The sequence below is a fragment of the Streptomyces yangpuensis genome, from assembly GCF_024666385.1.
Lineage (GTDB): Bacteria > Actinomycetota > Actinomycetes > Streptomycetales > Streptomycetaceae > Streptomyces > Streptomyces yangpuensis.
On the sequence record NZ_CP102514.1, the window covers coordinates 2,081,483 to 2,107,225 of the forward strand.

Here is a 25,743-nt window from a genome sequence, read left to right on the forward strand (position 1 = left end):
AGGTGCCGCCTTACCCGCCGTCCACGGCCGGGATAGTCTGGCAGCCGTACCTATCGCGGGAGTCCGGCGCACCGGGCTGAGAGGGAGGCTGGCCGGCCTCCGACCGTACGAACCTGATCCGGGTCATGCCGGCGAAGGGAGGGGCTGGACGCCCATGCACTCGTCTCGAAAGGGATCCGACGTCCTCGTCATCGGCGGCGGCATCATCGGCCTGGTCACCGCCTGGCGGGCCGCGGCCCGCGGACTGAGCACCGTACTCGCCGACCCGGCACCCGGCGGCGGCGCCGCCCAGGTCGCGGCCGGCATGCTCGCCCCCGTCACCGAACTGCACTACGGCGAGGAGGCCCTCCTCGGCCTCGGCCTCGCCTCCGCCGAACGCTATCCGCAGTTCGCCGCCGAGCTCGCCGACACCAGCGGCGGCATGGACATCGGCTACCGCGCCTGCGGCACCCTCGCCGTCGCCCTCGACGCCGACGACCGCCTCCACCTGCGCGAACTGCACGCCCTCCAGCGCCGCTGCGGCCTGGATCCCGAATGGCTCACCGGCCGCGAGTGCCGCCGCCTGGAACCCATGCTCGCCCCGGGCGTCCGCGGCGGACTGCGCGTCGACGGCGACCACCAGGTGGACCCGCGCCGGCTCGCGGCCGCCCTGCTGGCCGCCTGCGAGGGCGCCGGGGTGGCCGTCCACCGGGCGGCCGCCGAACAGCTGCTCACCACCGCGGACCGGGCGACCGGCGCGCTCCTCGACGACGGTACGGAGCTGCGCGCCGACCAGGTGGTCCTGGCCGCGGGCTCGCTCAGCGGCCGGCTGGCGGGCGTACCCGCCGAGGTGCTGCCGCCCGTACGGCCGGTCAAGGGGCAGGTGCTGCGGCTCGCCGTACCCCCCGCCTACGCGCCGTTCCTCTCCCGCACCGTACGGGCGGTCGTGCGCGGCAGCCACGTCTACCTCGTGCCCCGCGAGAACGGCGAACTCGTCATCGGCGCCACCAGCGAGGAACTCGGCTGGGACACCACCGTCACCGCGGGCGGGGTCTACGAACTCCTGCGCGACGCCCACGAACTGGTACCCGGCATCACCGAACTCCCGCTCACCGAGACCCGGGCGGGGCTGCGCCCCGGCTCCCCCGACAACGCGCCCCTGCTGGGCCCGACCGACCTGCCCGGCCTGCACCTGGCCACCGGGCACTACCGCAACGGGGTGCTGCTGACCCCGCTCACCGGCGAGGTGATGGCCGAGCTGCTGGTCACCGGCGAACTGCCCGAGATCGCACGCCCCTTCGCCCCCCGCCGCTTCTCCGCCGCACGTCAGGAGTCGTACGCATGACCATCTCCGTCAACGGCGAGCCGTGCGAGGTCGCGGCCGGCGCCACGCTCGACACCGTCGTCGCCACCCTGACCGCGGCCACCTCCGGGGTGGCCGCGGCACTCAACGAGACCGTGGTCCCGCGCGGCCAGTGGCCGGCCACCCCCGTGGGCGACGGCGACCGCGTGGAGATCCTCACCGCGGTCCAGGGAGGCTGACGGGCATGGCCGACGACCTCTTCACCCTGGGCGACCGGACCTTCTCCTCCCGCCTGATCATGGGCACGGGCGGCGCCCCGAGCCTGGACGTGCTGGAACGCGCGCTGGTCGCGTCCGGCACCGAACTGACCACCGTGGCCATGCGCCGCCTGGACCCGACGGTGCAGGGCTCCGTCCTCTCCGTCCTGACCGGGCTCGGCATCTCGGTCCTGCCGAACACCGCGGGCTGCTTCACCGCGGGCGAGGCCGTCCTCACGGCCCGGCTGGCGCGGGAGGCCCTCGGCACCGACTGGATCAAGCTGGAGGTGGTCGCGGACGAGCGGACCCTCCTGCCCGACGGCGTCGAACTGCTGGACGCCGCCGAGGTCCTGGTGGACGAGGGCTTCACCGTCCTGCCGTACACCAGCGACGACCCCGTGCTCGCGCGCAAGCTGGAGGACGTGGGCTGCGCGGCGATCATGCCGCTCGGCTCCCCCATCGGATCCGGGATGGGCATCCGCAACCCGCACAACTTCGAGCTCATCACGGAGCGGGCGGGGGTCCCGGTGATCCTGGACGCCGGAGCGGGCACCGCCTCCGACGCCGCGCTGGCCATGGAACTGGGCTGCGCGGCCGTGATGCTGGCCTCGGCCGTGACCCGGGCGCAGGAGCCGGTCCTGATGGCGTCCGCCATGCGGGACGCCGTCTCGGCGGGCCGGCTGGCCTTCCGCGCGGGCCGCATCCCCCAGCGCCGCTTCGCCGAGGCCTCTTCCCCCACGGAGGGCCGGGCCGCCCTGGACCCGGAACGCCCGGCGTTCTGAGCCGGCGGCCCGCGAAGGCCCCGGCGGCCCGCGGCGGGGCGCGCCTTCCGGCCCCGAGGGTGCTGGTCACAGGCCTTCGGGCCGCCCGGTCCACTACAGGCTGGGAGCCCGCCCCGCCCCCTCCCCACGTCACAGCTGCGCTGCAAGGCGACCCGCCCCCGCCGGGGTCCCGGCGTCGGCTCGTAGAATCGGCGGGTGGATACGACCCTGGAAGACCCGCTCGTCGGGCGCGTGCTCGACGACCGCTACCGCATCGATGCCCGCATCGCGGCCGGCGGCATGGCCACGGTCTACCGGGCCGTCGACACCCGCCTGGACCGGATCCTCGCCCTGAAGGTGATGCATCCGGCGCTCGCCTCCGACGCCGCCTTCGTCGACCGGTTCATCCGCGAGGCGAAGTCCGTGGCGCGCCTCGCGCACCCCAACGTGGTCGCCGTGTTCGACCAGGGCACGGACGGGCCGTACGTCTACCTGGCGATGGAGTACGTCTCCGGCTGCACCCTGCGCGACGTGCTGCGCGAACGCGGTGCGCTCCAGCCCCGGGCGGCCCTCGACATCCTCGAACCCGTCCTCGCCGCCCTCGGCGCCGCCCACCGGGCCGGCTTCGTGCACCGCGACATGAAGCCCGAGAACGTCCTGATCGGCGACGACGGACGGGTCAAGGTCGCCGACTTCGGCCTGGTCCGGTCCGTCGACTCGGTCACCAACACCACCGGTTCGGTCCTCGGCACCGTCTCCTACCTGGCCCCCGAGCAGATCGAGAGCGGGATCGCCGACACCCGCGCGGACGTCTACGCCTGCGGTGTCGTCCTGTACGAGATGCTCACCGGCTCCAAGCCCCACCTCGGCGACTCCCCCGCACAGGTGCTCTACCAGCACCTCCACGAGGACGTCCCGCCGCCGTCCGCCGCGGTCCCCGGACTGCCGGCCGGTCTGGACGGGCTCGTGGCGTCCGCCACCGCCCGCAACCCCGAACTGCGCCCCTACGACGCGGCCGCCCTGCTCGGCCTCACCCGTGAGGCCCGCGCCGGACTCACCGCCGACGAGCTGGACGCCGTACCGCCGCAGGCCTACGCGGTGGAGCGGTCGTCCGCCGAGGACCGCACCGGCGTCATCCCGCGCCCGGTGACCGCGGAGCCCGTGAACCTCACCTCCCGGTTCGAGACGCCCCCGCTGGACCCGCCCGCCCCGCCCGTGCGCCGCGCGGCCCCCGCCGGGCGGCCGCGCCGCGGCGTGCTGCTGATCGTCGTCGGCGTGCTGCTGGCGCTGGGCATCGGTACGGGCGTCTGGTACATCAACTCCGGCCAGTTCACCAAGGTCCCCAACCTGCTCGGCAAGACCGAGGAGCAGGCCCGGGCCCAGCTGTCCGAGGCCGGGCTCGGCGTGAAGGGGGTCGACCGCAAGTTCAGCGACGCCTTCGAGCGCGGGACGGTGATGAACACCGATCCCGCGGGCGGCCGGCGGATCCGCGGCAACGGCGCGGTGACGATCACGATCTCCCGCGGCCCCGAGGTCGTGTCCGTGCCGAACCTCAAGGGCAGGCCCCTGGAAGAGGCCAAGGAGGAGCTGGCCAGGACCGGGCTGGCCCCCGGGATCGTCACGCAGGCCTTCAGCCAGGACGTCGCCCAGGGCTCGGTGATCAGCACCAATCCGGCGGGCGGCGAGAAGCGGGCCCCCGACACGGCGGTCGCGTTCGTCGTCAGCAAGGGCCGGCCGGTGCCGGTGCCGGGGGTGACGGGTCTGCCCTTCGAGCAGGCGAAGGCCACCCTGGAGGGGCTGGGCCTCAAGGTGGCGACGGCCCCCGAGCAGGTGAACGCGCCCTCCGACCCCGGTACGGTCGCCAACCAGTCGATCGGCGCCGGCACCCAGGCGGCGGCCGGGGACACGGTCACGCTGACCGTGTCGAAGGGCCCGCGCCAGCTCCCCGTCCCGAACGTGGTCGGCCAGGACGTGGACACCGCCCGCAAGACCCTGGAGGCCGCGGGCTTCAAGGTGAAGGTGGACCGCCCGCTGATCTCCTTCAGCAGGACCGTGGACGCGCAGTCGGTGCTGGGCGGGCAGACCGCCGCCGAGGGTCTGACGATCACCATCCGGATCAAGGGGCTGTAAGCGCACGTGGTACGCAATCCGGTGGGCGGGCACGTCCCCGTCGCGGGCGGTCTGGCCTCGGTCGGGCTGACGTACGCCCGGGAGATGGGCGCCGAGGTCGTCCAGGTCTTCGTCGCCAATCCGCGCGGCTGGGCCACCCCGGCCGGCAATCCGGCGCAGGACGAGCGGTTCCGGGAGGAGTGCGCGCGGGAGGACATCCCGGCGTACGTGCACGCGCCGTACCTGATCAACTTCGGCTCGCACACCGCCGCCACCGTGGAGAGGTCGGTGGAGTCGCTGCGCCACTCGCTGCGCCGGGCGCGGCGGATCGGTGCGCTCGGGGTGGTCGTCCACACCGGCTCGGCGACCGGCGGGCGCCCGCGGGAGGCGGCGTACGCGCAGATCAGCGAGTACATGCTGCCGCTGCTGGACGAGCTGACGCATGACGACGACCCGTTCCTGCTGCTGGAGTCGACCGCCGGGCAGGGCTCCTCGCTGTGCTCGCTCGCCGAGGACTTCGGCCCGTACTTCGATGCGCTGGACCACCATCCGAAGCTGGGGATCTGCCTGGACACGTGCCACATCTTCGCGGCCGGTCACGATCTGGCGGAGCCGGGCGGGACGAAGCTGACGCTGGACCTGCTGGTGGACACCGTGGGCGAGGGCCGGCTGAAGCTGGTCCACGCGAACGACTCCAAGGAGGGCGTGGGCGCGCACAAGGACCGGCACGCGAACGTCGGGCAGGGCCACATCGGCCGGGACGCCTTCGCCGAGCTGTTCACGCATCCGGCGATGGACGGCGTTCCGCTGGTCATCGAGACGCCCGGCGGCAAGGAAGGTCATGCGGCGGACGTGGCGCTGCTGAAGGAGCTGCGCGGCCCGCAGTGATACGGCGGCCCCAGCCGTCGGCACCGGTCCGCGTACATCCGTCCGGGTGACTCTCGCCGCGTACTCCGACCCTGATCCGCCGGACACCCCCTAGAGCTCGGGGCCCTCCCCCGGCTCCTCCTGGTACGAGTAGCGCTGCTCGCGCCAGGGGTCGCCGATGTTGTGGTAGCCGCGCTCCTCCCAGAAGCCGCGGCGGTCGGCGGTCATGTACTCGATGCCGCGGACCCACTTGGGGCCCTTCCAGGCGTACAGGTGCGGGACCACGAGCCGGACCGGGAAACCGTGCTCGGCGGTGAGCAGTTCGCCGCCCTGGTGGGTGGCGAAAACGGTCCGGTCGGAGGCGAAGTCGGCCAGCCGCAGGTTGGAGCTGAAGCCGTACTCGGCCCACACCATCACGTGTGTGACCTGCGGCGCGGGGGGTGCCAGGGCGAGGACTTCGCGGGCGAGCACACCGCCCCATTCGGCGCCCTGCATGCTGAACTTCGTGACGCAGTGCAGGTCCGCCACGACGGTGGAGAACGGCAGGGCCGTGAACTCCTCGTGGTTCCAGCAGTGCTTGTCGCCGTCGGCGGTCGCGCCGAAGACGCGGAACTCCCAGCGGTCCGGCTTGAACTTGGGTACGGGACCGTAGTGGGTGACGGGCCAGCCCTTCTGCAGCCTCTGCCCCGGTGGAAGCTCCAGCTGCTCTGCTCCCGGAGATTCCCGGCTTTCCGGCTGACCCATGACTCCATGGTGACAGACTGGGCAGGGTGGTCATGACCAGCTCCGGGCCGATTCGGGCAAGTCACGGCAACTCCCACTAAGGAGGCACTTACTGGACGGTCCCCAGTGGCGGTGCAAGGATGCGCGCAACTGCCCCGTCACATAGCTGACATTGCCTGGAAGGAGCCTCTGCGATGCAGGGCGACCCCGAGGTCCTTGAGTTTCTGAACGAGCAGCTGACCGGCGAGCTGACGGCCATCAACCAGTACTGGCTGCACTACCGCATCCAGGACAACAAGGGCTGGACCAAGCTCGCCAAGTACACGCGTGAAGAGTCCATCGACGAGATGAAGCACGCGGACAAGATCACCGAGCGGATCCTGATGCTCGACGGTCTGCCGAACTACCAGCGTCTCTTCCACGTGCGCGTCGGGCAGACGATCACCGAGATGTTCCAGGCGGACCGCCAGGTCGAGGTCGAGGCCATCGACCGGCTGAAGCGGGGTATCGAGGTCATGCGAGGGAAGGGCGACATCACCTCGGCCCGGCTCTTCGAGGAGATCCTGGAGGACGAGGAGCACCACATCGACTACCTCGACACCCAGCTGGAGCTCATCGAGTCCCTGGGCGAGGCGCTCTACATCGCGCAGCTCATCGAGCAGCCGAGCTGACCTCCGGCGAGCCGCCGCGGGCCGCCTGCGGTCCGCCGACAGCCTGTGGGCCGGGCCCCGCTTCTACGCCACTTCCGCCAGCTCGGGCGAGCGTGCCGGCTCCGGGTCCGCCGCGAGCACGGACACCGTGTCGCCCTTCTCCAGCAGCTCCCTGCGCGGGCAGGCCCCGCGGCCGAGGATGCCCTGGATGGTGCGCACGCAGGAACCGCAGTCGGTGCCGGCCTTGGTGGCCGAGGCGATCTGGCGGGGCGTGCAGGCCCCGGCAGCCGCGTGTTCCTTGACCTGCTTGTCGGTGATCCCGAAGCAAGAGCAGACGTACACGCGGTTCACCTCCTGGCGCTGAGTGGTCCTGAGTGGTGCGGCGAGCCATCCCCTATTCGGTGAGGCTTACCTAACCGTACCCAAAGTTAGGGTGGCCTAAAAGCCCCGGGTACGACAGTGGGGCGCGGATCACATCGATCCGCGCCCCACAGTCGTAGGAACGCACCTACTGATCGCGCCGACTAGTCGCGGTAGAGCTCCGCGACCAGGAAGGCCAGGTCCAGCGACTGGCTGCGGTTGAGCCGCGGGTCGCAGGCCGTCTCGTAGCGCTGGTGCAGGTCGTCGACGAAGATCTCGTCGCCGCCGCCCACGCACTCGGTGACGTCGTCACCGGTGAGTTCGACGTGGATGCCGCCCGGGTGGGTGCCGAGACCCTTGTGGACCTCGAAGAAGCCCTTGACCTCGTCGAGCACATCGTCGAAACGGCGCGTCTTGTGGCCCGAGGCCGCCTCGAAGGTGTTGCCGTGCATCGGGTCGGTGACCCAGCCGACGATCGCACCGGAGGCGGTGACCTTCTCGACCAGCTCGGGGAGCCTGTCGCGGACCTTGTCGGCGCCCATGCGGACGACGAAGGTCAGCCGGCCCGGCTCGCGCTCGGGGTCCAGGCGGTCGATGTACGTCAGCGCCTCGTCCACCGTGGTGGTGGGGCCGAGCTTGATGCCGATCGGGTTGGCGATCTGCGCGCAGAACTCGATGTGCGCGTGGTCCAGCTGGCGGGTGCGCTCACCGATCCACACCATGTGGCCGGAGGTGTCGTACAGCTTGCCGGTGCGCGAGTCGGTACGCGTCAGCGCGCCCTCGTAGTCGAGCAGCAGCGCCTCGTGGGAGGCGTAGAACTCGACCGCCTTGAACTCGGCCGGGTCGGTGCCACAGGCCTTCATGAAGTTCAGCGCGTTGTCGATCTCCCGGGCCAGCTGCTCGTAGCGCTGACCGGACGGGGAGGACTTCACGAAGTCCTGGTTCCAGGCGTGCACCTGGCGCAGGTCGGCGTAACCACCGGTGGTGAAGGCGCGCACCAGGTTGAGCGTGGAGGCGGAGGCGTTGTACATGCGCTTCAGCCGCTCGGGGTCCGGGACGCGGGCCTCTTCGGTGAAGGCGAAGCCGTTGACGGAGTCACCGCGGTATGTCGGCAGGGTGACGCCGTCGCGGGTCTCGGTGTCCTTGGAGCGCGGCTTGGAGTACTGGCCGGCGATGCGGCCGACCTTGACGACCGGCACGGAGGCCGCGTACGTCAGGACGGCGCTCATCTGGAGCAGCGTCTTCAGCTTGGCTCGGATGTGGTCGGCGGAGACACCGTCGAAGGCCTCGGCGCAGTCGCCGCCCTGGAGCAGGAACGCCTCGCCCTTGGCGACGGCTCCCAGACGGGCGCGCAGCTGGTCGCACTCACCCGCGAAAACGAGCGGAGGATACGACTCGAGGTCCGCGACGACAGCGCGCAGAGCCTCGGCATCGGGGTACGAAGGCTGCTGCGCCGCGGGAAGGTCTCGCCAGGTCGCCTTGGCGGCGGGGGCTTGGTTTTCAGCGTTCACGGTCACCTCGTACACATTACGGCGTTACGGGGGGCATCCGGCCCCCCGCCCACAACGTGAGACGGATTTCTCGAAGGCCAGGGACGCCCGGCGGAACGGAATCGTTGGTTCGGCCCGGGGTGCGGGAGGGATCCGGCGCCGCGGCACCGGACTGGGCTATGGTTCACCGCATGTACGCGCAGACGAACCAGTACTGGTGGTGGCCCGCTCCCGGCGGCCCACTTCCTGCGCGTACCTGACGACACGCACACGACGCGAAGGCCGCCCCGAGGGGCGGCCTTCCGCGTTCCCGGCCTCCGCGCCGGCCGCGAGAGCCGCTCCTCCCCCGACGGAAGGACGCTCCGCCCATGGTCACCAGCCGACCGAACCGACCCGACGCACCCGGCGCACCCGGCGCACCCGGCCCGCTGGGCCGGCTGCTCGACGACGCCTGCCCGCCGTTCGCCCTGCTGCGCCGGCGGACCCCCGGCCGCGACCACGACACCGTCGAGGTGCTCCTCGGTCCGGTCCACGAGGCCGAGCGCCTCGCCGACCTGCCCGTCGGCCCGCTGCCCACCCTCGCGCTCGTGCCCTTCCGGCAGATCCGGGAGCGCGGGTTCGACGTGCGTGACGACGGCACGCCGCTGAGCGCGCTGGTCGCCGAGGAGGTGTACGAGATCCCGCTCGCCGAGGCGCTGGCCGCGCTGCCGGAGCACGCGGTACGGGTCGACGGCGGTGGTTTCGACGTCTGTGACGAGGAGTACGCGGACACGGTGGAGCGGGTGATCCGGGACGAGATCGGCCGGGGCGAGGGCGCGAACTTCGTCATCCGGCGCACGTTCGGGGGCCGGATCGACGGTTTCGGCCGCGCGGACGCGCTGGCCCTGTTCCGGCGGCTGCTGGAGGGCGAGCGGGGCGCGTACTGGACGTACGTCGTCCACACCGGCGAGCGCACGCTGGTCGGGGCCAGCCCCGAGGTCCATGTGCGGATGGCCGGGGGCACGGTCGTGATGAACCCGATCAGCGGGACGTACCGCCATCCCGCCGCGGGGCCGACCGCCGACTCGCTCCTGGCCTTCCTCGGCGACCGCAAGGAGACCGAGGAGCTGTCGATGGTGGTCGACGAGGAACTGAAGATGATGTGCACGGTCGGGGACCGGGGCGGGGTCGTCGTCGGGCCGCGGCTGAAGGAGATGTCCCACCTCACGCACACCGAGTACGAGCTGCGCGGACGCTCCTCGCTGGACGTGCGGGAGGTGCTGCGGGAGACGATGTTCGCGGCGACGGTGACGGGCTCGCCGGTGCAGAACGCCTGCCGGGTGATCGAGCGGTACGAGAGCGGTGGGCGCGGCTACTACGCGGGCGCGCTGGCCCTGCTGGGCCTGGACCCCGCGGGGTCGCAGACCCTCGACTCCCCGATCCTGATCCGGACGGCCGACATCGCCCGGGACGGACGGCTGCGGGTGCCGGTGGGCGCCACGCTGGTACGCCACTCCGATCCGGCGGGCGAGGTCGCCGAGACGCACGCGAAGGCGGCGGGGGTGCTGGCGGCGCTCGGCGTGCGGCCGGCGGCGCCGCGGCCGCCGGCCGGGGGCGCGCGGTTGGCCGACGACCCCCGGGTGCGGGCGGCCCTGGCCGCCCGGCGGGCCGGCCTGGCCCCCTTCTGGCTGCGGATGCAGGAGCGGCCGGCCGCTGCGACGGGCCGTGCGCTGGTGGTGGACGGCGAGGACACCTTCACGGCGATGCTGGCGCACGTGCTGCGGGTGGCCGGGGCGGAGGTGACCGTACGGCGCTTCGACGAGCCGGGGCTGCGGGAGGCGGCCCTGGCCTGGGAGGGGCCGATCGTGCTGGGTCCCGGCCCGGGCGACCCGGCGGACTCCGCCGACCCGAAGATGCGTCTGCTGCGCGGGCTGGCCGCGGAGCTGCTGGCCGGGCACCGCCACGGCCTGCTGGGGGTGTGCCTCGGGCACGAGCTGCTCGCCGCCGAGCTGGGCCTGCCGCTGGTCCGCAAGGCGGAGCCGGCGCAGGGCGCGCAGACCCGGATCGCACTGTTCGGGGCCGAGGAGGTGGTCGGCTTCTACAACACCTACGCCGCGCACTGCGACGACGCGGGCGCGGCCCGGCTGGCGCGGGCGGGCGTGGAGGTGTCGCGCGACCCGGTGACCGGGGAGGTCCACGCGCTCCGCTCGGCCGGCGGCGGCTTCGCGGGCGTGCAGTTCCACCCGGAGTCGGTCCTCACCCTGCGCGGCCCGGATCTGCTGCGCGACCTCCTCACCGCCGTCCTTAGGCCGGCCCCGGCCTAGAAGGTGTCCTGCCGGTCGATGCCCGGGCCCGGCCGAACGACCGGATCAGCTGCCAGGCCAGGATCGGGCCCAGCACCGCCGTCCCGCAGAGGAAGGCGGTGAGGTGGTCGGCGGCCAGCGCCACGGACACCGGCGCGCCGACGGCGGGGTCGGCGAACGCCAGCCATGCGTCCACCCGCTCTCCCGACACCGCCCGGAGAGCGGGCCGCAGGGCCCTGACCGCGTACACGAGCTGCACGGCGGCGACGGCGAGCAGGAACCACCGGACCGCGGAAGGAATGTCCACGGGCCGAAACTAGTCGGCCGCCCGCGCATCCCGTAAGGCCGTCCGGTGAAGTGCGGGTGAACTCGCGGTGCCGCGGCCGGTGTTCAGCCGAAGAAGACGCCGGCCTCCCGGTAGAGGGCGGGGTCGACGGTCTTCAGCTTCGCCGTGGCGTCCGCGATCGGCACCCGGACGATGTCCGTGCCCTTCAGCGCGACCATCTTCCCGAAGTCCCCTTCGTGGACGGCGTCGATCGCGTGCAGCCCGAACCGGGTCGCCAGCCACCGGTCGAAGGCGCTCGGGGTGCCGCCGCGCTGGATGTGCCCGAGGACGGTCGTACGGGCTTCCTTGCCGGTCCGTTCCTCGATCTCCTTGGCCAGCCATTCGCCCACGCCGGACAGGCGGACGTGCCCGAAGGAGTCCTTGGTGCCGTCCTTCAGCACCATGTCGCCGTCCTTGGGCATCGCGCCCTCGGCGACGACGACGATCGGGGCGTAGCTCGCCTTGAACCGGGAGGTCACCCAGGCGCACACCTGGTCCACGTCGAAGCGCTGCTCGGGGATGAGGATGACGTTGGCGCCGCCGGCCAGCCCCGAGTGCAGGGCGATCCAGCCGGCGTGCCGGCCCATGACCTCGACGACGAGGACCCTCATGTGCGATTCGGCCGTGGTGTGCAGGCGGTCGATGGCCTCGGTCGCGATACCGACGGCGGTGTCGAAGCCGAAGGTGTAGTCCGTCGCGGACAGGTCGTTGTCGATGGTCTTCGGCACGCCGACGCACGGGATGCCGTATTCGTCGTGGAGGCGGGCGGCGACCCCGAGGGTGTCCTCGCCGCCGATCGCGATGAGCGCGTCCACCTCGTACTTGGCCAGGTTGTCCTTGATGTCGCGCACCCCGTTCTCGGTCTTGAACGGGTTGGTGCGCGAGGAGCCGAGGATGGTGCCGCCGCGGGGCAGGATGCCGCGGACGGCGGGGATGCCGAGGGGGACCGTGCGCCCCTCGACCGCTCCCCGCCAACCGTCCTTGAACCCGACGAACGCGCAGCCGTACTCCTGCTCGCCCTTGCGGACGACGGCCCTGATCACCGCGTTGAGCCCGGGGCAGTCGCCGCCACCGGTCAGCACTCCGACCTTCATTGCATCTCCCTTCGCCATGACGGTCACGCTAGTGGTGACGCAGGTCACATCAAGGGATCTGAAGGGGCAATTCCGGTGGATTCGCGGGGGCGTTGCGTACGCCCGTTCACTCGTACGGGGACGTAAGGACGACCGACGCCCGCGTGAGCGGCGGTCAGGCGTCGTCGAGGCCCGCCTCTATGGCGTACCGGACGAGCTCCACCCGGTTGTGCAACTGCAGCTTGCCCAGGGTGTTCTGGACGTGGTTCTGCACGGTGCGGTGGGAGATGACGAGCCGTTCGGCGATCTGCTTGTACGACAGCCCCTTGGCCACCAGCCGCAGCACCTCGGTCTCGCGGTCGGTCAGCTGCGGTGCCTTCGGCTCGTCGGAGGCCGTCGGCGCCGGGTCGGTGGCCAGCCGCCGGTACTCGCCGAGGACCAGCCCGGCCAGGCCCGGGGTGAAGACCGGGTCCCCGACGGCGGTGCGGCGGACGGCGTCGATCAGTTCCTCGGCGCCCGCGGACTTCAGCAGGTATCCGGTCGCGCCGGACTTGACCGCCTCCAGGACGTCCGCGTGCTCACCGCTGGCCGACAGGACCAGGACCCGCAGCGCCGGGTTGGCGCCGACCAGCTCCTTGCAGACCTGTACGCCGGGCATGCCGGGCAGGTTGAGGTCGAGGACCAGGACATCGGGGTTGACGGCGCGGGCCCGGCGTACCGCTTCGGGGCCGTCGCCGGCGGTGGCCACCACGTCGAGGCCGGCGGCGGCGAGGTCGCGGGCGACCGCGTCGCGCCACATCGGGTGGTCGTCGACGACCATCACCCTCGGCTCGCTCCGGTCCTGCGGCTGCTGCGGGTCGTTCACTTCGGTGTGCTCGCTCACTTCTTGTCCGTCCTGCCCCTGGGTACCTTCAGTTCCACTTCGGTGCCCTGCCCGGGGACGGACACCAGATCGGCGCTGCCGCCGAGGTCGCGCAGCCGGCCGCGGATCGACAGGGCCACGCCCATCCGGCCCTCGCCCTCCGCCTGGTCCAGGCGGCCGGCGGGGATGCCGGGGCCGTCGTCGCGGACGGTCACGATCACCTCGTCGCCCCAGTCCTCGACGAGGATCCAGGCCCTGGCACCGTCCCCGGCGTGCTTGCGCACGTTGTCGAGGGCGGCGCCGACGGCGGCCGCCAGCTCCTTCGCGGCGGGCACGGGCAGCGGTACGGGGGTGCCGGGCTCGGCGAAGCTGACCCGGGACCCGGCGTGCGGGGCGAGGAGCGTACGCAGGTCCAGCTCGCCGTCCTCGGCGCCGGGCTCGTCGTCCTCGTAGGTGTCCACCAGCGCGCCGCGCGACTCGTCGCACGAGATCCGGGAGGGCCGCACCAGGCCGCTGGAGACGAGCGTGCGCAGCGCCACCTCCTGCTCCCCCGCCAGCCTGCCGAGCTCCTCCGCCTCACCGCCCAGTTCGGTGCCGCGGCGCTGGACCATGGCGAGGACCTGCAGGACGCCGTCGTGGATGTCCCGGGCGAGGCGCTCCCGCTCGCGGGTGGCGGCCTCGATCTCCAGGGCGCGGGCGAGGGTGTTCTCACTGGCCCGGGCGACCTCGACGACGTAGCCGATGGCCACGGAGGCGACCCAGACCAGCAGGACGTTGTGCAGGGTGTCCCGGGTGGGCTGGCCGGTGTGGATCACCAGGTTGGCCATGGCCACGAAGGTGGAGGCGAAGCAGGCCCAGCGCCAGCCGCCCTTGATCGCGAAGCCGAGGACCGCGCCCGCCGTCCAGATGGTGGGGAGGGTGGGGCCGCCGCCGGCGATCCGCGCCTGGGTGTCGACGATCGGCGTGAGCAGGATCCCGACGATCGCGACGGTGAGGTCCGCCACCAGGAACCCCTTGGTGCAGCTGGCGGCGTTCGACACCCTGCGGCAGGTGGCGAGGGTCCACACGGCGAGCACCGCGAGGTAGCCGGCCGCCGGCCAGGGGTGCGGGAACTTCTTGTACGCCGAGGCGAACAGCAGCACCGCGTAGGCCATGGTCAGCAGCCGGTACGCGGTCAGGGCGCGCCAGAGCGGCTGCTCGACCGACATGCGTACGACGCGTTCGCGTTTCGCCATCTCCCCCACCCCCTGACGGGCGGTCCCGCCGCCCGCGCCGCTACTCGCCCTTGTCGCCCCTGTCGGACTTCTCCGCCCTGGCTGCCTTCTCGGCGTCCTTGGCGGCCTTCTCGGCATCGGCGATCTGGCGCTTGGCCGCCGTGGCGTAGATGTCGACGTACTCCTGGCCGGAGAGCTTCATGATCTCGTACATGACCTCGTCGGTCACCGAGCGGAGGATGAAGCGGTCGTTGTCCATGCCGTGGTAGCGGCTGAAGTCCAGCGGCTTGCCGATCCGGATGCCCGGGCGCATGAGCTTGGGGATGACCTTGCCGGGCGGCTGGATCTTCTCCGTGTCGATCATCGCGACGGGGATCACGGGTGCGCCGGTGGCCAGTGCCACGCGGGCGAGGCCGCCGGGCTTGCCGCGGTAGAGGCGGCCGTCGGGTGAACGCGTGCCCTCGGGGTAGATACCGAACAGCTCACCGCGTTCGATGACCTCGATGCCGCTCTTGATGGCGGCCTCGCCGGCGCCGCGGGCGCCGGAGCGGTCCACCGGGAGCTGGCCGACGCCCTTGAAGAACGCGGCGGTCAGCTTGCCCTTGACTCCGGGAGAGGTGAAGTACTCCGCCTTCGCGATGAAGGTCACCTTCCGGTCCAGCACGGCCGGCAGGAAGAAGGAGTCGGAGAAGGACAGGTGGTTGCTCGCGAGGATCGCCGGCCCCTCCGCGGGAATGTTCTCGAGGCCCTCCACCCACGGCCTGAAAGCGAGTTTCAGGGAACCGCCGACGGAGAACTTCATTGCGCCGTAGATCAACTCGAAAGCCTTCCTGTGTCTGTCGAACAGACCTTATCCCGTGCCCCCGCCTGCGGGGGCCCGACGACCCTGGCCGGTGCCACCCCCGTCGCGTACGGTGAAGTCACACAGAGCAACGCACCCGCCCGACGTACGTCATGATCAAGGAGACCCTGGTGCCCGTCCTCCCTGGAGCCGAGCCGTTCCGCCACGAGGGCGGAGAGGTCGGCGTCCTCCTCTGCCACGGCTTCACCGGTTCCCCGCAGTCCCTCCGCCCCTGGGCCGAGTACCTCGCCGGGCGGGGCCTGACGGTGTCGCTGCCGCTGCTGCCCGGACATGGGACGCGCTGGCAGGACATGCAGCTCACGGGCTGGCAGGACTGGTACGCCGAGGTGGACCGCGCTCTGCGCGAGCTGCTGGACCGGTGCGCGCAGGTGTTCGTCTTCGGGCTGTCGATGGGTGGCGCGCTGGCCCTGCGGCTGGCGGCCAAGCACGGGGACGCCATCAGCGGCGTCGTGCTGGTCAACCCGGCCAACAAGGTGCACGACCAGCTGGCCTTCGCCCTGCCGGTCGCCCAGCACTTCATCCGCTCGACCCCCGGGATCGCCAGTGACATCGCGAAGCCGGGCTCGGTGGAGGTCGGCTACGACCGGGTCCCGACGCGGGCCGCGCACTCGCTGCGGAAGTTCCTGCAGCTCGTGGACGCCGAGCTGCCGCAGGTGACGCAGCCGCTGCTGCTCCTGCACAGCCCGCAGGACCACGTGGTGCCGCCCGTCGACTCGGCGCGGGTGCTGGCCCGGGTCTCCTCGACGGACGTCACGGAGACCCTGCTGGAACAGAGCTACCACGTCGCGACGTTGGACCATGACGCGGAGCGGATCTTCGCGGACAGTTTTGCGTTCGTCGGCCGACTGGCGGAGAGCGTGGGCAGGGAGGGGGCGGAGGCCGGTGGCTGAGCACGAGGAGCAGTCGGGCGGCATCCCGCCGCTGGACGAGGAAGCAGCGTGGGCCGCGATCGTGGCCGGGTACGGGCAGGAGCCGCCGGACCCGCCGGGGTCCCGGCCGTTCCGGCCCATCGAGAACCTCCTGCTGCCCGAGGAGGACGTCAAACCGCTGCCTGCGGAGCCGGGACGGGACGCCGAGCCGGAGTCCAAGGCCACGCCCGAGCCGGAGCCGCCGGCCGCGCCGGCGCCCGCGCTGGGCAGCTCGGTGGTCTTCGCCCCGGGCGTGGGCATGGCGGGCCCGCGTGACCACTCGCCGGCGGAGCCGGACGACGACGACCTGACGTCGGCGGACGAGGGTCATTTCGTCCAGCCGGAGCCGGAGCTCCCGCCGGCGGACACGACGGCGAAGTTCGCGTGGCTCGCGGTGGTCGGCGGCCCGGTGCTCCTGCTGCTGGCGGTGCTGCTGCAGTGGGACATGACCTGGTGGCTGACGACGCTCGGCATCGGCGGCTTCCTGGGCGGCTTCGCGACGCTGGTGGCCCGCATGCAGCACGGCGACGACGAGGACGACGACCCGGGCCGCGGCGCGGTGGTCTGACCGACCGGCGGGGCTGCCCTCCTGCACGTGAGGCGCGGGGCCGGGGCAGCGCCGCCGCTCTGTCCAGCTCCGCCAGCTCTTCAGCCCCGCCGGCGTCTGAGGCGCGGGGGCAGCGCCCCCGCCCAACCAGCCCCGCCGGCGTTTGAGGCGCGGGGGCTCGGGGCGGCGCCGCACCCGGACCCCGGAGCTACGCGACAGCCGGCAGCCGCAGCACCGCCAGCACCGGCAGGTGGTCCGTAGCCGACCGCAGGTCCGCCCCGGACACCCCCGCCAGCCCCGCAGGGACCCCGCAGGCCAGCACCTCCACCCCCGCCGTGGCGAACACCGCGTCGATCCGCCGGTCCGCCGCTGCCGCCGGAAAGGTCCGCTCCCCGCCCCACGGCGCCACCGCCCAGCAGTCCTGCAGCACGGAGGCGAGCCGTCCGAAGGCGGGGCCGTCCGGGCCCTCGTTCACGTCCCCCGCGACGATCCCGTACGGGGTGTCCAGCGCGGCCACCCCGTCGAGGACGAGGTCCGCCTGGGCCCGCCGCTGCGCCCGGTCCAGGGACAGGTGCGCCGAGACCACGCCCACGCGCACGCCCCCGATGCGCACGACCGCGGTGGCCAGGCCCCGCCGGTGCAGTCCTGGTGTGTGCGGCAGCAGTACGTCCTGTGTCCGCTCCACGAAGACTCGCAAGCCGCACAGCAGGAGCGGTCCGGTCGCCGTCGCGCCGCCGCCCAGCACCACCAGGTCGCACTTCCTGGCCAGCCTCGCCGCGTGTTTGCGCCACCGGAAGAACCGCGGCGCCTCCTGTACGAGGACCAGGTCCGGCTCGCAGGCGCGGATGACCCGGACCAGCGCCTCCTCGTCGTCGCGCAGCGAGCGGATGTTGTATCCGAGCACCCGGATCACGGCGGAACCGTCCGGCTCCGTACGGGACTTCGGCAGCGAGGGCAGCGACTGGTCCATGTACCGCAAGATACGCAGCCGCCCGCCGCTCCCCCAAGGGGCGCGGCGGGCGGTCCGGGTGGAAGGCATCGGCCCAGGCGGCTCAGCCCAGGCGGCGTCAGCCCTGGCGGGCCAGGTCGGCCGCGCCGACGAGTCCGGCCTTGCCGCCGAGCTGCGCGGCGAGCACCTGGGCGTGCGGACGCCAGGCGCCACCGACCAGCCAGCGCTTGAAGGACTTGCGGATCGGGTCGAGGACGAGGTCGCCCTCGTCGGAGACGCCGCCGCCGACGATGAACGCCGACGGGTCGAACAGGGACGCCAGGTCGGCGAGGCCCGCGCCGGCCCAGCGGGCCAGTTCGCGGAAGGCGTCGACGGCGACCAGGTCGCCCTGCCGGGCGGCCTCGCTGATGTGCTTGCCCTCGATGCCGTCGGGGGTGCCGTCGCCGAGCGCGAGCAGGATCGCCGCGTTCTCGGGGGTGGCGTTGGCGCGCTGCTTGGCGTAGCGGACGAGCGCGCGGCCGGAGGCGTACTGCTCCCAGCAGCCCTGGCTGCCGCAGCCGCACAGCAGGCCGTCCGGGACGACCCGGATGTGGCCGAACTCGGCGGCGACGCCGAAGCGTCCGCGCCGCAGCTTGTTGCCGATGATGATGCCGCCGCCCAGGCCGGTGCCGAGCGTGATGCAGATGACGTCGTCGTGGCCCTGGCCGGCGCCGAAGCGGTATTCGCCCCAGGCCGCACAGTTCGCGTCGTTCTCGACGACGACGGGCAGGCCGATGCGCTGCTCGACCTTGTCCTTGAGCGGCTCGTGGCGCCAGTTGATGTTCGGCGCGAAGAGTACGGTCGCGCGCTTGTCGTCCACGTATCCGGCCGCGCCGATGCCGACGGCGTCGATGGTGTGGTTGCTGCTGACCTCGGAGACGGCGGCGCAGATGGCCTCCGTCACTCCGTCCGCGGTCGGCGGGGTCGGCACCTTGTACGTGTCAAGGATCGTGCCCTCTTCGTCGACCACACCGGCCGCGATCTTCGTGCCGCCGATGTCGACGCCGATGGTGAGTCCCATTAGTCCCTCGGTTTCCGGTCAAACCCCGCCACGGCCAACGGTACCCGAGGGCGCCGTGGGCTCAGTCGAGATCGATCCGCTCCGCCGGGCCGTCTTCGGGGCCGTCACCACGGGGGTCGCGGTCCGCGGGCGCCTGCCGGGGGGTGCCGGTCTCGCCGCGGGTCCACCGGCCCTCGTGGCCCTCGACGGCGGAGCGGTAGGCGGCGAGGAGCTCGGATCCGGCGGCCGCGAGGTGGTCGAAGACCTCGGGGTTGCGTTCGATGACGGGCTTCGCCGCGCTTTTGGCCTGGTCGACGATCTGGCGCACCGCGCCCTGTGCGGCGGCGCCGAACAGCGGGTTGTTCAGTCCGGAGACCTTGTCGGCGACGGCCTCGAAGAGCTTGAAGAGCTCCTCGGCGGCGGTCCCGGGGGCGCCGGGACCCGCCTGGCCCTGCCCGCGCAGGCGCTCCTTCTCGGCGGCGAGGTCCTCGGCACAGGCCTTGGCCCAGGCGTCGTCGTCGGTGGGGCGGTCGGTGGCCTCGCTCATGGCGGACTCTCCTGAGGCGGCTGCTGGGCGTGCGTGCTGTCTACCTTCGACGGTACCCGAACGGGGGTATCCGGTTCAGCGTGTACGGGGCCACAGGCCGGGGTCCGGGGTGAAGCGGACGCGGAGCTCGCCGTCGGTGAGGGCGGCGCCGGAGACGGTGCACCGGCGCAGCGCCGGGGGCAGCGGAACGATCCTTCGGTACGGGCCCGCCGTGAGCAGCAGCTCGTCGCCGCGGCGGACGAGGTCGAGGTCGCGTTTGTGTGCGCCGGGCAGCGGAACCACCCAGACGAGGACGCCGTCCTCGGCGAGCCGGTCCTCGACGGGCCAGGCCCGGCGGGGGGCGGGCGGGTCGGGGACGAGTCCGCCGGGGGCGGCGAGCCGGTCGAGGTCGTCCTGGCCCTGGGGGTCGGGTCCGAGGTGGGCGAGGGTGACGACGGGGCCGTCGCCGGCCCACTGGGCGGCGTACTTCTCCTGCTGGGCGGCGAGCCCGGCGAGCCAGGGGTCGGCGGAGCCGGGCGGGACCGTCCGGTTGGCGACGACGTCGCGCACGGGCAGCTGCTGGAGGGCGAGGCCCAGCCGTGCCGTCCGGAGCGCGTCGGCGGCGGCCGGTCCGGGCTCGGCGACCAGGCGTACCTCGGTGGTGTCGGCCTCGATGACCGCCTGGACGGCGGCGAGCTCCTCGTCCCAGCGTGCGGCGGCCTCGTAGAGCCACTGGGCGGGCATGGGTACGCCGGCCAGCTGGGCCAGTACGGGCCGCAGGGCGCGGGCGGCCTGCTTCTCGGCGGGGAGCAGGCGGGCGAGGTAGCGGCGCAGCTGGGCGGGGAGGGCGAGGGTGGCGACGGCCTGGTGGAGCGGGGGCAGGTCGACGACGACGAGGTCGGTGCCGGGTGCGGCGGCGGCCCGGCGCAGCGCGCGGAGCAGGGCGAACTGTTCGGAGCCGGGCAGTTCGGTGAGTTCCTCGGCGCCCAGCGGCCGGGCTCCGACCATGGAGAGCAGGGCGGATCCGCGTTCCTGGAGGGCGACGAGTTCGTCGCGGAACTCCTGGCCGGAGTCCACCGCGGCGACGCTCAGGCCGGGCGGGAGCGGGTCGCCGAGGAGTTCGGCGACCGGGTCGCCCGGGTCGCCGGAGAGCAGCAGCACCTGCCTGCCCCGGCGGGCCGCGGCGAGGGCGGTGGCCGCCGCCACGGTGGTCCGCCCGGCCCCGCCGGGGCCGGTGATGAGCAAGGTGTGCATGTGCGGGTGCTCCGGGTCGGGGGGTGCGCCGCCGTGCGGGGTCCGCGGCGGGATCCCATGGGGAGGTGCCGTGTCCGGTGGCCGGGCACGGCACCTTCCCGGGGTGGGTCAGACGGACTCGACGCGCTTCTTCAGGCCCGCCAGTGCGCGGTCGATGATGACCTTCTCGGCCTTGCGCTTGATCATGCCGAGCATCGGGATCTTGACGTCGACGGTCAGCTGGTAGGTGACCTCGGTGCGCTTGCCGCCGTCCACCGGGGCGAGCCGGTAGGAGCCGTCGAGCTGGCGCAGCATCTGGGACTTGTCCAGGGTCCAGCTGACCTCGTCGGTGCCCTTCCAGGTGTAGGCGAGGGTGTGGTCGTCCTTGATCGCGCCCGCGTCGAGCAGCAGCCGGACCTTCTCGGCCCGGCCGTCGGCGTCGGTGGCGAGGACCTCGGCCTCCTTCACCTCGCCGGTCCACTCGGGGTAGCGGGCGAAGTCGGCGATCACGGCCATCACGTCGCCGGGCGCGGCGTCGATCGTGATGCTTGAGCTGGTGTGTTCCGCCATCGCGGTCGCTCCTCCGGAGATTGTTCGAGGATGTGTACGGCCTCCGGCCGCCGCGTGAAGGCTACCGCGCGTGTGGACGCCGCCACTCCAGTGGCTCCCCGGGTGCGGTGCGGGCCGTCCGGAACCGGTCGGTCGCCGGCGCTGTCACCACTCCATGACCCAGGGGCGGCCGGTCGAGGCGAAGTGTCCGACGTTCACGCACTCGGTGGCGCCGATCCGCATGCGGCGGGCGAGCGGCTGGTGGACGTGGCCGAAGAGGGCGTAGCGGGGGCGGGTGCGGCGGATGGCTGCCAGCAGGGCCTCGCTGCCGCGTTCGAAGCGGCGGGCGACGGTGTCGTAGCAGAGCTCGGGGACTTCCGGCGGGATGTGGGAGCACAGCACGTCGACCTCGCCGAGGGCCTCGACCTTGGCGGCGTACTCCTCCACGTCCACTTCGTAGGGGGTGCGCATGGGTGAGGGGAGTCCGCCGCCGACGAAACCGAAGACGCGGCCGGCGATCTCGACCCGCTGTCCGTCGAGGACGGTGAGGCCGTGGCGGTCGGCGTACTCGGGCCACAGGTCCGGGATGTCGACGTTGCCGTAGGTGGCGTACGTGGGGCGGGGGAAGGCGGCGAACATCTCCGCGTACTGGCGGCGTACCGCGTCCTCGATCATGCGCTCGCGGTCGAGGCCCGCCCACAGGCGCCGGCCGAGGGCGTGGGCCTCCTCGAAGCGGCGCTGGGTGCGCAGCTCGACGATGAGGTCGGCGTTCTCGACGCCGAACAGGTCGGGGAAGATCCCGCGGGAGTGGTCGGCGTAGTCGAGGAAGAGGACGAGGTCGCCGAGGCAGATCAGGGCGTCCGCGCCGTCGCCGGCGCGGGCGAGGGCCTCGGTGTTGCCGTGCACGTCGCTCACGACGTGGACCCGTGTACGGCTCGATCCGCTCGTGCCGTTCTTCCCGCCCCGCATGCTGCCAGCCATGCGGCCAACCCTAGGGGGGCTGGTGAGGAGCTGGTAGTGGGCTTGGGAAAGCGGGGCCTACCTGCGGTTACTTCCGAGTCTGTGAGGGGGTCGACTACTGTCGGCGCGTCGGGGACGGACCCTGTGAGTGCAGAATGTGACGCACGGAACATCTGGCCGGTTCCCTCTATCGGGAACCCACTACCGGTGGGTAACGTCCGGTCGGTCCACATGGTGGCGATGGCGCCCAGAGGAGCAGCAGTCTTGCGCGAGTTCAGCCTTCCGGCCCTGTACGAGGTCCCGTCGGACGGGAACCTGACGGATCTCATCCGCCGCAACGCCGCCCAGCACCCAGACACCGCCGTCATGAGCCGCAAGGCCGACGGCCGGTGGCAGGACGTGACGGCGACCGAGTTCCTGGCCGAGGTGCGTGCCACGGCCAAGGGCCTGATCGCGGCCGGCGTCCGGCCCGGCGACCGGGTCGCCCTGATCTGCCGCACCCGCTACGAGTGGGTGCTGGTCGACTTCGCGATCTGGAGCGCGGGCGGCGTCACCGTCCCCGTGTACGAGACCAGCTCCCCCGAGCAGATCCAGTGGATCCTCGGTGACTCCGGCGCGGTGGCCGCCGTCGTGGAGAACGCCGGGCACGGCCAGGCCGTGGCCTCGCTGCGCGACCGCCTGCCGGAGCTGCGCGACGTCTGGGAGATCGAGCAGGGCGCCGTGGAGGCGCTGAAGGCCGCGGGCGCGGCCGTCACCGACGCCGAGGTCGACGAGCGCAGCAGCCTCGCGAACGCCGACGACCCGGCCACCATCGTCTACACCTCGGGCACCACCGGCCGCCCCAAGGGCTGCGTGCTGACCCACCGCAACTTCTTCGCGGAGTGCGGCAACGCGGTGGAGCGCCTGAAGCCGCTGTTCAAGACCGGCGAGTGCTCGGTGCTGCTGTTCCTGCCGGCCGCGCACGTCTTCGGGCGGCTCGTGGAGGTGGCGGCCGTGCTGGCGCCGATCCGCCTGGGCTGCGTACCGGACATCAAGGACCTCACCGACGAGCTGCAGTCCTTCCGGCCCACGCTGATCCTCGGCGTCCCCCGGGTCTTCGAGAAGGTCTACAACTCGGCGCGCGCCAAGGCGCAGGCCGAGGGCAAGGGCAGGATCTTCGACGCGGCGGCCGACACGGCCATCGCCTACAGCCGTGCGCTGGACACCCCGCGCGGCCCGTCCTTCGGGCTGAAGCTCAAGCACAAGATCTTCTCGAAGCTGGTCTACAGCAAGCTGCACGCGGTCCTCGGCGGCCGCGGCGAGTACGCGATCTCCGGCGGCGCGCCGCTGGGCGAGCGGCTGGGCCACTTCTTCCGCGGCATCGGCTTCACGGTCCTGGAGGGCTACGGCCTGACGGAGTCCTGTGCGGCGACGACCTTCAACCCGTGGGACAAACAGAAGATCGGTACGGTCGGCCAGCCCATGCCGGGCTCCGTGGTGCGCATCGCGGACGACGGCGAGGTGCTGCTGCACGGCGAGCAGATCTTCACCGGGTACTGGAAGAACGAGGCGGCGACCGCCGAGGCGCTGACCGACGGCTGGTTCCACACCGGCGACGTCGGCACTCTCGACGAGGACGGCTACCTCACGATCACGGGCCGCAAGAAGGAGCTCATCGTCACGGCGGGCGGCAAGAACGTGGCCCCCGCGGTGATCGAGGACCGGATCCGGGCGCACGCGCTGGTCGCGGAGTGCATGGTGGTCGGTGACGGGCGGCCGTTCGTGGCGGCGCTGGTCACGATCGACGAGGAGTTCCTCGGCCGCTGGGCGGCGGAGAACGGCAAGCCGGCGGGTGTGACGGCAGCGGAGCTGCGCGAGGACGCGGAGCTGATCGCCGCCGTCCAGAAGGCCGTCGACGATGGCAACGCGGCGGTTTCCAAGGCGGAATCGGTGCGGAAATTCCGCATTCTGCCCTCCCAGTTCACGGAGGAGTCGGGTCACATCACGCCGTCGCTGAAGCTGAAGCGCAACGTGGTGGCGAAGGACTACGCGGACGAGATCGAGGCGCTCTACCGCGGCTGACCGCGGCCCCGGTCACACGGCGCTCGCGGCCGGAGGCCGCTGTCAGCGGGGGTCGGCGAGGACCCGTTCCATGTTCCGCTCGGCGAGAGCGGTGATGGTGACGAACGGGTTCACGCCGAGCGACCCCGGGACCAGGGAGCCGTCGACCACGTACAGCCCCTGGTACCCCTTGACCCGCCCGTAGGTGTCGGTCGCGTCCCCGAGGACGCAGCCGCCGAGCGGGTGGTAGGTGAAGTCGTCGGCGAAGGCCCTGTTCCCGCCGAACAGGTCGTAGCGGTAGATCGTGAAGTTGCGCCGGTTGATGCGGTCGAAGAGGTTCTTCGCCGCGTCGACCGCGGGCGTGTTCTGCTCCCGCCGCCAGTTGAGGCGGGCGGAGTCGGTGGCCGCGTCGTAGGTGAAGTGCCCGCGCTCCGGGTTCCTGGTGATGGCCAGGTACATCGAGATCCAGTGTTCCAGGCCCATGGGGAGCGGGGCGATCTCGGCGAAGACCGGGTTCGCGGCGTTGTCCCAGTCGTCGATGCCGAGGGCGGGCATGGTGGCCTGGTGGGCGCCGACGGTGTCCCAGAGGTGGTTGGCGCGTGCGGTCATGACGTTGCCGTTGGGACCCCAGCCGCGGCCGACCTGTTCGCTGAGCGCGGGCAGCGCGCCGGTCTCGCGGGCGCGTAGCAGGATCTCGGTGGTGCCGAGGCTGCCGGCGCCGAGGAAGAGCTGCCGGCAGCCGAGTTCGCGGACCTGGGTGACCTTTCCGGTCACGTCGCTGGTCCGCACGGTCAGGACGTACCCGCCGGCCGGGTCGGGCCGTACGCCGACCACGCGCTGCATGGTCTCGATGGTGACGTTGCCGGTGCCGACGGCGGCGGCGAGGTAGGTCTTGTCGAGGCTCTTCTTGCCGTGGTTGTTGCCGTAGATGACCTCTCCGGCCAGGGCCGAGCGGGGCGCGGTTCCCGCCGCCTCGCGCTTCATGTGGCCGAAGTCGTAGACGTTGGGCACGAAGACGGTCTTCAGGCCGGTGTTGTGGGCGTGCTTGCGGGAGATCCGGGCGAACCGGTACCACTCGGTGGACTCGAACCAGGCGGGGTCGATGTCGTTCACGCCGAGCATGGCGCGGGCCCGGGGGTAGTAGGTGCCGTACATCTCGTCCGCGTCGACGCCCGGGAAGACCTCGGTGAAGTACGAGCGCCGCGGGGTGGGCGCCATACCGCCGTTGACGAGCGAACCGCCTCCGACGCCTCGTCCCACGTAGACGGACATGGCGCCGTGGTTGACCCGGTCCAGGACACCGGGGTACGGGCTGATGTCGCGGTTGACCACGTCGAGCCAGAGGAACTGCGCGAGCGGGGCCTCGGTGCGGGTGCGGAACCACATGGAGCGGTGGTCGGGGGCGGAGGTGGAGGGGAAGACCTTGCCGTCGGGTCCGGGGGTGTCCCACAGCCGGCCCATTTCGAGGACGACGGTCCGCACGCCCGCCTGCCCGAGCCGCAGGGCGGCGACGGCGGATCCGTAGCCCGAGCCGACGACGACGGCGGGGGCGTAGGGGACGGCGGCGGGCTCGACGGCGGCGGCGGAGGCCGCCCCGATCCGGGTGAAACCGAGCGCGGCGGCGGTCGAGAGGGCGCCGAGGCCCAGTATGTGACGACGCGTCAGGTTGGATGTCATGGGCGCATCATGAGCGGAATCCAGCCGTCCGCCCAGACGCGGTATTGACAGACATCCGAGGAACAGTCAGAGGTGGCGTCGCCCGGTCGTCCAGACCCGCCGACGTTCGAGGCGCGGGGGCGCGGGGACTCGGGGGCGCGGGTGCACGGGGACTCGGGGGCGCGGGTGCACGGGGACTCGGGGGCGCGGGGCAGGGCC

The 25,743-nt window shown here is 72.4% G+C and carries 25 protein-coding genes and 1 riboswitch; of the genes, 10 read left to right on the forward strand and 15 right to left on the reverse strand.

Annotated features, from left to right (window positions below; translation table 11 throughout):
• The first annotated feature begins 45 nt into the window (after nucleotides 1-45).
• Nucleotides 46-157: riboswitch (TPP riboswitch) on the forward strand.
• The 5 genes from thiO (at nucleotide 155) to NRK68_RS09600 (ending at nucleotide 5,297) form a co-directional block, all read left to right on the forward strand.
• Nucleotides 155-1,324: a glycine oxidase ThiO gene (thiO, locus tag NRK68_RS09580; RefSeq protein ID WP_183065035.1), complete on the forward strand. Its 1,170-nt coding sequence runs from the start codon at nucleotides 155-157 to the stop codon at nucleotides 1,322-1,324. (Overlaps the previous riboswitch by 3 nt.)
• A complete protein-coding gene (thiS, locus tag NRK68_RS09585; RefSeq protein ID WP_183065036.1) occupies nucleotides 1,321-1,521 on the forward strand; it encodes a sulfur carrier protein ThiS in 201 nt (66 codons plus the stop codon). The genes thiO and thiS overlap by 4 nt, the downstream gene beginning before the upstream one ends.
• Before the next feature lie 5 nt (nucleotides 1,522-1,526).
• Nucleotides 1,527-2,321, forward strand: coding sequence for a thiazole synthase (locus NRK68_RS09590; RefSeq protein ID WP_046775231.1), 795 nt, complete (start codon nucleotides 1,527-1,529; stop codon nucleotides 2,319-2,321).
• Between the two features lie 195 nt (nucleotides 2,322-2,516).
• A complete protein-coding gene (gene pknB, locus NRK68_RS09595) occupies nucleotides 2,517-4,430 on the forward strand; it encodes a Stk1 family PASTA domain-containing Ser/Thr kinase (protein WP_257855585.1) in 1,914 nt (637 codons plus the stop codon).
• Nucleotides 4,431-4,436: 6 nt separating this feature from the next.
• Nucleotides 4,437-5,297: a deoxyribonuclease IV gene (locus NRK68_RS09600; RefSeq protein WP_257855586.1), complete on the forward strand. Its 861-nt coding sequence runs from the start codon at nucleotides 4,437-4,439 to the stop codon at nucleotides 5,295-5,297.
• A gap of 90 nt (nucleotides 5,298-5,387) precedes the next feature.
• Here NRK68_RS09600 and NRK68_RS09605 read toward each other — a convergent pair whose 3' ends face one another.
• Entirely contained in the window at nucleotides 5,388-6,020 is a 633-nt protein-coding gene (locus NRK68_RS09605) for a sulfite oxidase-like oxidoreductase (RefSeq protein ID WP_257855587.1), read from the reverse strand.
• Between the two features lie 173 nt (nucleotides 6,021-6,193).
• On the opposite strand from NRK68_RS09605, the gene bfr reads away from it, so the two are divergent.
• Entirely contained in the window at nucleotides 6,194-6,670 is a 477-nt protein-coding gene (bfr, locus tag NRK68_RS09610; protein WP_030037303.1) for a bacterioferritin, read from the forward strand.
• Nucleotides 6,671-6,733: 63 nt separating this feature from the next.
• Here bfr and NRK68_RS09615 read toward each other — a convergent pair whose 3' ends face one another.
• Entirely contained in the window at nucleotides 6,734-7,000 is a 267-nt protein-coding gene (locus NRK68_RS09615; protein ID WP_183065040.1) for a (2Fe-2S)-binding protein, read from the reverse strand.
• A gap of 173 nt (nucleotides 7,001-7,173) precedes the next feature.
• Nucleotides 7,174-8,535: a class II 3-deoxy-7-phosphoheptulonate synthase gene (locus tag NRK68_RS09620; RefSeq protein WP_183065041.1), complete on the reverse strand. Its 1,362-nt coding sequence runs from the start codon at nucleotides 8,533-8,535 to the stop codon at nucleotides 7,174-7,176.
• A 332-nt stretch (nucleotides 8,536-8,867) separates the two neighbouring features.
• Here NRK68_RS09620 and NRK68_RS09625 point away from each other — a divergent pair, with 332 nt between their 5' ends.
• Nucleotides 8,868-10,802 (forward strand): anthranilate synthase family protein, encoded by a 1,935-nt coding sequence (locus tag NRK68_RS09625; RefSeq protein ID WP_257855589.1) that lies wholly within the window; start codon nucleotides 8,868-8,870, stop codon nucleotides 10,800-10,802.
• Here NRK68_RS09625 and NRK68_RS09630 read toward each other — a convergent pair.
• The 5 genes from NRK68_RS09630 to NRK68_RS09650 form a co-directional block, all read right to left on the reverse strand.
• On the reverse strand, nucleotides 10,783-11,088 hold the full coding sequence (locus tag NRK68_RS09630; protein WP_183065043.1) for a hypothetical protein: 306 nt from the start codon (nucleotides 11,086-11,088) through the stop codon (nucleotides 10,783-10,785). The two genes, NRK68_RS09625 and NRK68_RS09630, sit on opposite strands and share 20 nt — an antisense overlap.
• Before the next feature lie 83 nt (nucleotides 11,089-11,171).
• On the reverse strand, nucleotides 11,172-12,200 hold the full coding sequence (locus NRK68_RS09635; protein ID WP_183065571.1) for a 6-phosphofructokinase: 1,029 nt from the start codon (nucleotides 12,198-12,200) through the stop codon (nucleotides 11,172-11,174).
• Between the two features lie 154 nt (nucleotides 12,201-12,354).
• Complete coding sequence (locus NRK68_RS09640; RefSeq protein WP_046775590.1) at nucleotides 12,355-12,999, reverse strand: response regulator; 645 nt, start codon at nucleotides 12,997-12,999, stop codon at nucleotides 12,355-12,357.
• Nucleotides 13,000-13,058: 59 nt separating this feature from the next.
• Nucleotides 13,059-14,276 (reverse strand): MacS family sensor histidine kinase, encoded by a 1,218-nt coding sequence (macS, locus tag NRK68_RS09645; protein ID WP_183065044.1) that lies wholly within the window; start codon nucleotides 14,274-14,276, stop codon nucleotides 13,059-13,061.
• A 40-nt stretch (nucleotides 14,277-14,316) separates the two neighbouring features.
• Complete coding sequence (locus NRK68_RS09650; RefSeq protein ID WP_257857811.1) at nucleotides 14,317-15,057, reverse strand: lysophospholipid acyltransferase family protein; 741 nt, start codon at nucleotides 15,055-15,057, stop codon at nucleotides 14,317-14,319.
• Between the two features lie 170 nt (nucleotides 15,058-15,227).
• On the opposite strand from NRK68_RS09650, the gene NRK68_RS09655 reads away from it, so the two are divergent.
• Together NRK68_RS09655 and NRK68_RS09660 are read left to right on the forward strand one after the other, a co-directional pair.
• Nucleotides 15,228-16,007 carry an alpha/beta hydrolase gene (locus tag NRK68_RS09655; protein WP_183065045.1) on the forward strand — a complete coding sequence of 260 codons (780 nt, stop codon included), beginning with the start codon at nucleotides 15,228-15,230 and terminating at the stop codon, nucleotides 16,005-16,007.
• Complete coding sequence (locus NRK68_RS09660) at nucleotides 16,000-16,593, forward strand: hypothetical protein (RefSeq protein ID WP_183065046.1); 594 nt, start codon at nucleotides 16,000-16,002, stop codon at nucleotides 16,591-16,593. Before NRK68_RS09655 ends, NRK68_RS09660 begins: the two co-directional genes overlap by 8 nt.
• A gap of 187 nt (nucleotides 16,594-16,780) precedes the next feature.
• Here the strand turns inward: NRK68_RS09660 and NRK68_RS09665 are convergent, their stop codons facing one another.
• The 6 genes from NRK68_RS09665 to NRK68_RS09690 form a co-directional block, all read right to left on the reverse strand.
• Complete coding sequence (locus NRK68_RS09665; protein WP_257855590.1) at nucleotides 16,781-17,542, reverse strand: endonuclease/exonuclease/phosphatase family protein; 762 nt, start codon at nucleotides 17,540-17,542, stop codon at nucleotides 16,781-16,783.
• Nucleotides 17,543-17,639: 97 nt separating this feature from the next.
• The gene (locus tag NRK68_RS09670; RefSeq protein ID WP_183065048.1) at nucleotides 17,640-18,581 is read right to left on the reverse strand and encodes an ROK family glucokinase; all 942 of its coding nucleotides are present in this window, start codon (nucleotides 18,579-18,581) and stop codon (nucleotides 17,640-17,642) included.
• A gap of 61 nt (nucleotides 18,582-18,642) precedes the next feature.
• Nucleotides 18,643-19,107: a DUF5304 domain-containing protein gene (locus NRK68_RS09675; RefSeq protein WP_183065049.1), complete on the reverse strand. Its 465-nt coding sequence runs from the start codon at nucleotides 19,105-19,107 to the stop codon at nucleotides 18,643-18,645.
• Nucleotides 19,108-19,182: 75 nt separating this feature from the next.
• Nucleotides 19,183-20,340 (reverse strand): ArsA family ATPase, encoded by a 1,158-nt coding sequence (locus NRK68_RS09680; RefSeq protein WP_183065050.1) that lies wholly within the window; start codon nucleotides 20,338-20,340, stop codon nucleotides 19,183-19,185.
• Between the two features lie 108 nt (nucleotides 20,341-20,448).
• Complete coding sequence (locus NRK68_RS09685; RefSeq protein ID WP_030765795.1) at nucleotides 20,449-20,889, reverse strand: SRPBCC family protein; 441 nt, start codon at nucleotides 20,887-20,889, stop codon at nucleotides 20,449-20,451.
• Nucleotides 20,890-21,033: 144 nt separating this feature from the next.
• Nucleotides 21,034-21,849 carry a metallophosphoesterase family protein gene (locus tag NRK68_RS09690; protein WP_257855591.1) on the reverse strand — a complete coding sequence of 272 codons (816 nt, stop codon included), beginning with the start codon at nucleotides 21,847-21,849 and terminating at the stop codon, nucleotides 21,034-21,036.
• Between the two features lie 243 nt (nucleotides 21,850-22,092).
• Here NRK68_RS09690 and NRK68_RS09695 point away from each other — a divergent pair, with 243 nt between their 5' ends.
• A complete protein-coding gene (locus NRK68_RS09695) occupies nucleotides 22,093-23,889 on the forward strand; it encodes an AMP-dependent synthetase/ligase (RefSeq protein ID WP_183065051.1) in 1,797 nt (598 codons plus the stop codon).
• A 42-nt stretch (nucleotides 23,890-23,931) separates the two neighbouring features.
• Here NRK68_RS09695 and NRK68_RS09700 read toward each other — a convergent pair whose 3' ends face one another.
• Nucleotides 23,932-25,545, reverse strand: a complete 1,614-nt coding sequence (locus NRK68_RS09700) for a GMC oxidoreductase (protein WP_183065052.1) — start codon at nucleotides 25,543-25,545, stop codon at nucleotides 23,932-23,934.
• Between the last annotated feature and the right edge of the window lie 198 nt (nucleotides 25,546-25,743).